Genomic DNA, 7,211 nt, shown 5'->3' on the forward strand with positions numbered 1-7,211 from the left:
GAGGATTTGAAATGTCAGAAGCTCTTTATGAAAATCCGGATATATATGACATAGCTTATACAGAAAAAGTGGATGAAATGATTGCGGAGCATTATAAGAATGTGTTTACTGGTAAGGATATAGAGACGATCCATGACTGCAGCTTTGGAACGGGAAACCTCTCAATCGTTTTGGCCAGAATGGGGTATAAGCTTTCCGGCTCCGATATAAGCGGGGATATGCTTGAAAAGGCAGGAAAGAAGATAAAAGAAGAAGGATTGGCCATCGATTTGGTTCAGAGTGATTTCAGAGAATTAACGGCTAATGTAAAAAATGCCTATGATTGTGTGATGAGCACAGGAAATTCACTGGCACATGTGAATAATGCCGATGTAGTAAAGGCCATATACGAGATGAGCAAGCTGGTCAATGAAAACGGGTATATCTATATAGACTCAAGAAATTGGGATAAAATAAGGGATACGAAGCAAAGATTCTATTATTACCCGCCGTTTTTTAGAGACGGCGAACGCATTAATTTAGTCCAGGTATGGGATCACAATATTGATGGAACTATAACGTTCAATTTCTTATACTCCTTTGAAAAAGACAACAAAATTTTGAGGCATGAGGAGTTTGCGGAGACTTACCATCCCCTTAGCATAGAATTGATAGTAGATTCTTTACACAAGCTGGGCTTCGGTAATTTTGAGATACACAACTTCGGCAATGCCAAAATACACAAATTCGAGGATATGCAATGGTACTCAATCATTGCACGGAAGCTGTCATAAGCATATAATAATTTTTCTGAATTTGTTTGAGATTAAGATAGCATTATTATTTTGAGAGGAGCATAAAAATGGATAAATATTATTTGAATAGGGAAGAAGCTGTTCTGGTCATCATTGATATTCAGGAAAGGCTGGTCCCGGCGATGGACCGGGGGGAGAGGGCCATAAGGAATACCAACGTATTGATTTCCATGGCTAAAGATATGGATATACCGATCATAGTAACTGAACAGTATCCAAAAGGATTGGGCAGCACCGTGCCTCAGATTGAGGAAAACCTGGAGGGTGCCGGGAGATTTGAAAAGAACACCTTCTCAGGCTGCACAGAAGGGGTAATGGCTTCTTTGCATGAGTCAGGGAGAAAAAAAGTGATAATAACGGGTATGGAAACCCATGTGTGCGTGTTTCAAACAGTGAGAGAGCTGCTCAAGCAAGGCTATCACGTATTTGCAGCCGCTGATGCGGTATGTTCCAGGACCGAAGAGAATTATAACAACGGATTGTCCCTTATGAGAGAGATGGGAGCAGTGGTAAGCAATACCGAGACCATATTGTTTGATCTGCTGAAGGAAGCAGGGACACCGCAATTTAAGGCTTTATCCAAGCTTATAAGATAAGGTGGCATCATATGAATGGCTTTTTTTCAAGGGTTTATGAAATAGTTGCCCGGATCCCAGAGGGAAAAGTGGCTACATACGGCCAGATAGCTTTATTGCTGGGTGAGCCGAGAAGTGCAAGAATAGTGGGCTGGGCCATGAGGGCAGCACCAGAACATCTCAATCTGCCTTGTCACAGAGTAGTGAACAAGCTGGGTGAGATGTCGCCCGATTATGTATTCGGCTCCTCAGAAATTCAAAAAACGATGTTGATTTCAGAAGGGATCACCTTTAAAGCTAATGGATGCATAGATATGAAGAAGCATTTGTGGAATGTATTAAAGTTGTGATGCTGCTGATTAAATATGATATAATTTAGTGTGTAGGCCTGATATTTTTAATCCGATATAATGGGATGGGGGAATTCAGATGAACAAGGAGGAAGTCAAGTCCAGCACATTGCTGCTGCTGACAGCGGCTATTTGGGGCTTTGCTTTTGTTGCCCAGAGGGTAGGCACAATGCATGTGGGAGCTTTTACATTTACGGGACTGAGATTTGCATTGGGAAGCCTGTCCATCTTACCCATGCTGTTTATTTCAGCTAAGAAGACGGATGAGGGGAATGAAAGGACAGAAGACAGAAAAGATGTCATTCGTGCCGGCATAATGGCAGGATGTGCTCTTTTTATAGGTGCATCGTTTCAGCAAATAGGCTTGATTTATACAACAGCAGGCAAAGCCGGCTTCATAACAGGTCTTTATATTGTTTTTGTACCTGTATTCGGTATTTTCCTTAAGCAAAAGACTCATGCGAGCACCTGGCTCGGTGTCTTTGTTGCAATCATAGGCTTGTACTTTTTAAGCGTTAATGAGGGCTTCTATATTGAATTAGGAGATTTGCTTGAAATAATAGGGGCGGTTTTCTGGGCTATCCATATACTTATCATAGACCATTTTGCAAAAAAGGTTTCTGTTGTGAAATTATCCCTTGGACAATTCATCACCTGTTCTGTTCTGAGCTTGACTGCTGCGCTCATTTTTGAGAAAATCAGTCTGGATGCATTGTCTCAAATCATAATACCCCTTCTTTATGGTGGTATCTTGTCGGCTGGGGTTGCCTATACTATTCAAGCCATAGCACAAAAACATGCAAGACCTTCCCATGCGGCCGTGGCATTGAGCATGGAAGCGGTATTTGCAAGCATAGGCGGATTATTATTGCTCAATGAAAGGATGGCGCTGAGAGGATATATGGGTTGTGCTCTTATGTTGACCGGAATGCTGTTATCTCAATATGAGAACTTTACCAAAGGCAAGAATGAAGCCGCAATAGAAATTGTGAATCAAGAAAAATCCAGTTAATAGCAGGTGATTTAGATTTATGAATGGCTACGGTTTAGTTTTAGGAGGCGGGGGAGCAAAGGGCTCATATGAAATAGGGGTATGGAAAGCCCTTCACGAGCTTGATATACCTATCATCGGTGTGGCCGGAACTTCTGTAGGCGCATTGAACGGGGCTATGGTAGTACAAGGGGATTACGACAAAGCCTTTGACTTGTGGACGACTATCTCCGTAGAAACTGTCATAAGCATGAACAAAGCTATATCAGAGCTTGACAGCAGGAAAAAGGCAGAGGAAATAAAGAAGCTCATAATAGCTGCTGTCAATTCAGGAGGATTGGATGTAACTCCTTTAAAAAAGCTGCTGGCATCAACGATAGATGAAGATAAAATCAGAAAATCAGGTATGGACTTTGGCGTTGTGACTTTTTCGCTGACGGATCTGAAGCCCGTGAGCATATTTATAGAGGAAATACCTGAAGGGCAGCTGGTGGACTATTTGCTCGCCAGTGCTTCTTTCCCGGCCTTTAAGCCTATGGAGATAGGAGGGAAGAAATATATTGACGGAGCCCTTTATGACAATGTACCTGTATCTCTTATGCTGCAAAAGAAGATATACAATGTAATATCCGTTGATATATCAGGAATAGGAATTGTGAGAAAGATCAAGGATAAAAATTTGAAGCTCATTGAGATAAAAAATTCAGAGAATCTTGGTCCTGTACTGGAATTCAGCATAGAAAGGGCAAAAAGAAATATAGAAATAGGTTATTATGACGCTATGAAGGCGTTCGGCAGGTATAAGGGGAAATACTATTATCTCACCGATACAAGCAGCAATATGGAACTGGATGAAGATGACATCAAACTGGTTTACCGGTGCTTGGGGATAGATTGGGATAAACGTTTCAGCCCCCAAAACAGATTCATTATATATAAACTCATAAGAGATCTGAAAAATTATTGCAGAGATAAAAAGTTTAAAAATACTGAAGGTGTAATTTCAGCAGCAGCTGAGATTACCGCAGAAGCTCTGGAAATTGAGAGGCCCAAGCCTTATTCCTTGCAGAGCCTTATAGATGCTATCATAGACAAGTATAATTGTGAAAAGAAAGATATATCTTATGAAAATTTTTCAAAGCTTATGGATGATGAAAGCTGGGGCGGCGATAAGGGCAGCCTTAGCGAAAAGGTGAAAAAAATAACTTTTGAAAGCAGGCATGCGGCTTTATATAAGGCCGATATAAACGATATATCCGATAAAGCAATATTATACCGCCGACTTTTAGCTATTGCTTTTCCTAAAATCTGTATTGCAAATATTTTTATTGCTTTATTGACGAATGATTGAACGAGACTTCATTCAGAGGGGGATTCAACCCCCACTGAATGTTAGTTCAGTGATAAAATATGTAATAATTTATCTGACCATTGAGGAGGACTGACGGTGAAAGAAAATTTCAGCGAACTTGCTAAAGAATGGGCGAAGAACATACCACAGAAGAATTTTGAAATAGCACGCGATCTCATAAGAAAATCAAATATCAAAGAAGGCGATTCGGTACTGGATGTAGCAGCAGGTACGGGCATTCTATTTTCCATACTTAAGGATAAAGGGCTTTCAAATTATGTGGCAGTAGATATTACTGACAAGATGGTAGAAGAATTTTTGAGGATTTATCCGGGGATAGATGTGAGATGCCAGGATTATGAGAAAGCGCTGGAGCTTGAGCAAAATTTTGACTATATCATTATTTTCAACAGCATACCTCATTTTAATGACTACGATGCTGTATTTGCAAACTCCTATAATAATCTTAATGAGGGAGGTAAATTTATTATCTGCCATGCCAGAACAAGGGACGGGCTTAAGGAGCATCGCAAAAAAATAGGATATCCCCCAGATAAGGAGGAGCCGATTCCTACAGATGCTATGCTTTCAGAGCTTTGTGAAAGGCATGGCTTTAACAATATTACGATAGAGGATGAAGAATACTTTTTATTTTGCTGCCAGCGAAGGCAATAAAAAATTTTCACTTTGGGGGCGCGTATGAGAGATTTAATTTTTGGGCTTATCGGCGGAACTGCTTTGCTCATGTATGGCGTTGATACTATGGGTGAAGGTTTAGAGAAAGCATCCGGAGAAATGATGAAAAAGATGCTGTCTATACTGACAGGAAGAGTATGGAGTGCTTTTCTTGTAGGTGCTTTTTTAACAGCGCTGGTACAAAGCAGTACCGCGATCACAGTTCTTACAGTGGGATTTGTTAATGCGGGTCTTATGAAGCTGCCTCAGGCTATCGGGATAATCTATGGGGCCAATATCGGCACTACGATTACCGCCCAATTGATGGCTTTCAGCTTCAGCTTCAAACTCACAGAAATTGCTCTGCCCGTTCTGGGAATCGGATTCGGGATAAGCTATTTCGCAAAAAATAAAACCGTAAAGAATATAGGAAATGCTCTTATGGGATTTGGCATGATGTTCCTTGGGTTAAAAATACTTAATCAGGGAATACCTTTCATGAGGGAAAATGAAACTCTCAGATACTTTTTTGAAAAGTATGCTTCTATGCCCATCATAGGCATATTGCTGGGCATGGTTGCAACTGCTCTTGTACATAGCAGCGCTGCTACAGTCGGACTGGTAATGGTTTTAGGACAAGCAGGACTTATTGATCTTCAAGCGGCGATTTGCATAATGCTCGGAGATAATATAGGAACATGTGTAACTGCTCAGCTCGCAAGCCTCTCCGGAAATATACATGCAAGAAGGACTGCATGGGCCCATACTCTATATAATATCATTGGTGTCATAGTCGTAGCATTGATCTTGCCATACTTTGTACGTATAGTTGAAGCTACGACTATCTATTTGCAGCCCAACGGCGATATAGGTTCCCAGATAGCCAATTCCCATACCTTTTTTAATCTATTCAGTGCATTGGTATTTTTGCCTATTACAAAGTATTATGTCAAATTTCTTGAGACTGTCATTAAAGGCAAGGGCGTGGATCATGAAAACAGGTCCATATATCTGGATAAATTGCTTTTGGACACACCTGCCGCTGCAATAAAAGCATCTGTTTCCGAACTGATAAGAGGTGCTGAAATCGCCAAGATAATGCTGAATAATGCGGCAGAAGCCCTATTTGAAAATGATGAGAAAAAGCTTGAACTTGTTCACAAGGATGAAGAAGTCGTCAATCAACTCCAGAAGGATGTAACTGTTTATATGGTAGAATTATCAAAACGCCTTCTTTCCGATACAGAGTCTATCACCGTAACTGCCATGATCAATAGCATAAACAATATAGAAAGAATGGGAGATCATACCGAAGATATTGCAAGGCTGATTAAAAGCAAGATTGACAAGAATCTTATTTTCTCGGATGCGGCAACGGATGAATTAAAGCATCTGCTTGAATTGGTCACCTGGATGTATGATAATACTATAATCTTATTGAAGGATAAAAATCCTGAGCTGGCTAAATCCACAGCAGAGCTGGAGGATAAGGTGGATGAATTGTGCAAGGATTTGGCAAACCATCATATAGCAAGGTTGGAAGCCGGCAAGTGCAATGTAGAATCGGGAGTAGTTTTCCTGGATATAATAAACCACTTTGAAAGGATAGCAGACCATATTTATAAGGTTTCCCTTTTGTCAAAGGATGAGCTTCAGGGCGTTTTCAGGGCGGAAGCGAAATAGTCATTTCAAAATTATCAAGGAGATGTTTTGCATGGGGAAATGGTTTAATGGTGAGCCCTTCAGGCTTCTTTCAAGGGTACATATAGCAGCTCTTTTGATAATATTTATTTTGAATATGATGATTTACTTTTTTTCCGACAGGCTAAGAGAGGTCAAGACAGATAAGCTTTGCAGGAATATTATTGCTCTGGCTCTCATAACCACAGAGCTTTCCTTTCAAATTTGGTGTGCCGTTATAGGTGTGTGGACGGCTGAATACAACCTGCCTTTTCATCTTTGCTCCGCTGCCACAATAATCTGTGCGATCATGCTATTCATGAAGAGCTACAGAATATATCAGATAGCATATTTCTGGGGCCTGGGAGGAGCTTTGCAGGCGCTTCTGACCCCTGATTTGAGCGGATATAACTATCCCCATTATGTCTTTTTTAAATACTTCATTCTTCATGGGCTGATAGTGATCTCAGTTCTTTATATGGCCTTTGTACATTCATATAGGCTTGCTTTCAGATCTGTTTTAAATGCTTTTGCCGTCACGAATCTATTTGCTGTAATTGTGATACCTGTAGATATTCTGACGGGGGGCAATTACCTTTTTTTGTGCAGAAAGCCGGAGGCTATGACCTTGCTCGATTATTTAGGCCCCTGGCCGTGGTATATAATCCCTATGGAAGCAGTGGTATTTGCGATGTTCGTCATATTGTACCTGCCTTACGCCATAAGCGATTTTGTGCAAAAGCACAGGGATATAAATTCAGGCATAAGCCCAGGGGCATAAAAGATTTATAAATA

At 40.7% G+C, this 7,211-nt stretch carries 8 protein-coding genes; all 8 read left to right on the forward strand.

The features are described from left to right. Positions 1–11 precede the first annotated feature (11 nt). The 8 genes from LJD61_RS04990 to LJD61_RS05025 all read left to right on the forward strand — a co-directional run bounded on the left by LJD61_RS04990 (position 12) and on the right by LJD61_RS05025 (position 7,197). On the forward strand, positions 12–773 hold the full coding sequence (locus tag LJD61_RS04990) for a class I SAM-dependent methyltransferase (RefSeq protein WP_255226409.1): 762 nt from the start codon (positions 12–14) through the stop codon (positions 771–773). A gap of 68 nt (positions 774–841) precedes the next feature. Next, positions 842–1,390, forward strand: coding sequence for a hydrolase (locus tag LJD61_RS04995; RefSeq protein WP_255226410.1), 549 nt, complete (start codon positions 842–844; stop codon positions 1,388–1,390). An 11-nt stretch (positions 1,391–1,401) separates the two neighbouring features. Further along, the gene (locus LJD61_RS05000; protein ID WP_255226411.1) at positions 1,402–1,719 is read left to right on the forward strand and encodes an MGMT family protein; all 318 of its coding nucleotides are present in this window, start codon (positions 1,402–1,404) and stop codon (positions 1,717–1,719) included. Between the two features lie 79 nt (positions 1,720–1,798). Beyond that, positions 1,799–2,731, forward strand: coding sequence for a DMT family transporter (locus LJD61_RS05005; protein ID WP_255226412.1), 933 nt, complete (start codon positions 1,799–1,801; stop codon positions 2,729–2,731). A 19-nt stretch (positions 2,732–2,750) separates the two neighbouring features. After that, positions 2,751–4,061 (forward strand): patatin-like phospholipase family protein, encoded by a 1,311-nt coding sequence (locus LJD61_RS05010; RefSeq protein ID WP_255226413.1) that lies wholly within the window; start codon positions 2,751–2,753, stop codon positions 4,059–4,061. 96 nt (positions 4,062–4,157) lie between these two features. Next, entirely contained in the window at positions 4,158–4,736 is a 579-nt protein-coding gene (locus tag LJD61_RS05015) for a class I SAM-dependent DNA methyltransferase (RefSeq protein ID WP_255226414.1), read from the forward strand. Positions 4,737–4,760: 24 nt separating this feature from the next. Then, entirely contained in the window at positions 4,761–6,419 is a 1,659-nt protein-coding gene (locus LJD61_RS05020) for a Na/Pi cotransporter family protein (RefSeq protein ID WP_255226415.1), read from the forward strand. A gap of 31 nt (positions 6,420–6,450) precedes the next feature. Beyond that, positions 6,451–7,197, forward strand: a complete 747-nt coding sequence (locus LJD61_RS05025) for a YwaF family protein (RefSeq protein WP_255226416.1) — start codon at positions 6,451–6,453, stop codon at positions 7,195–7,197. The last annotated feature ends 14 nt before the right edge of the window (positions 7,198–7,211 follow it).

The sequence above is a fragment of the Lutispora saccharofermentans genome (assembly GCF_024363565.1).
GTDB lineage: Bacteria > Bacillota > Clostridia > Lutisporales > Lutisporaceae > Lutispora > Lutispora saccharofermentans.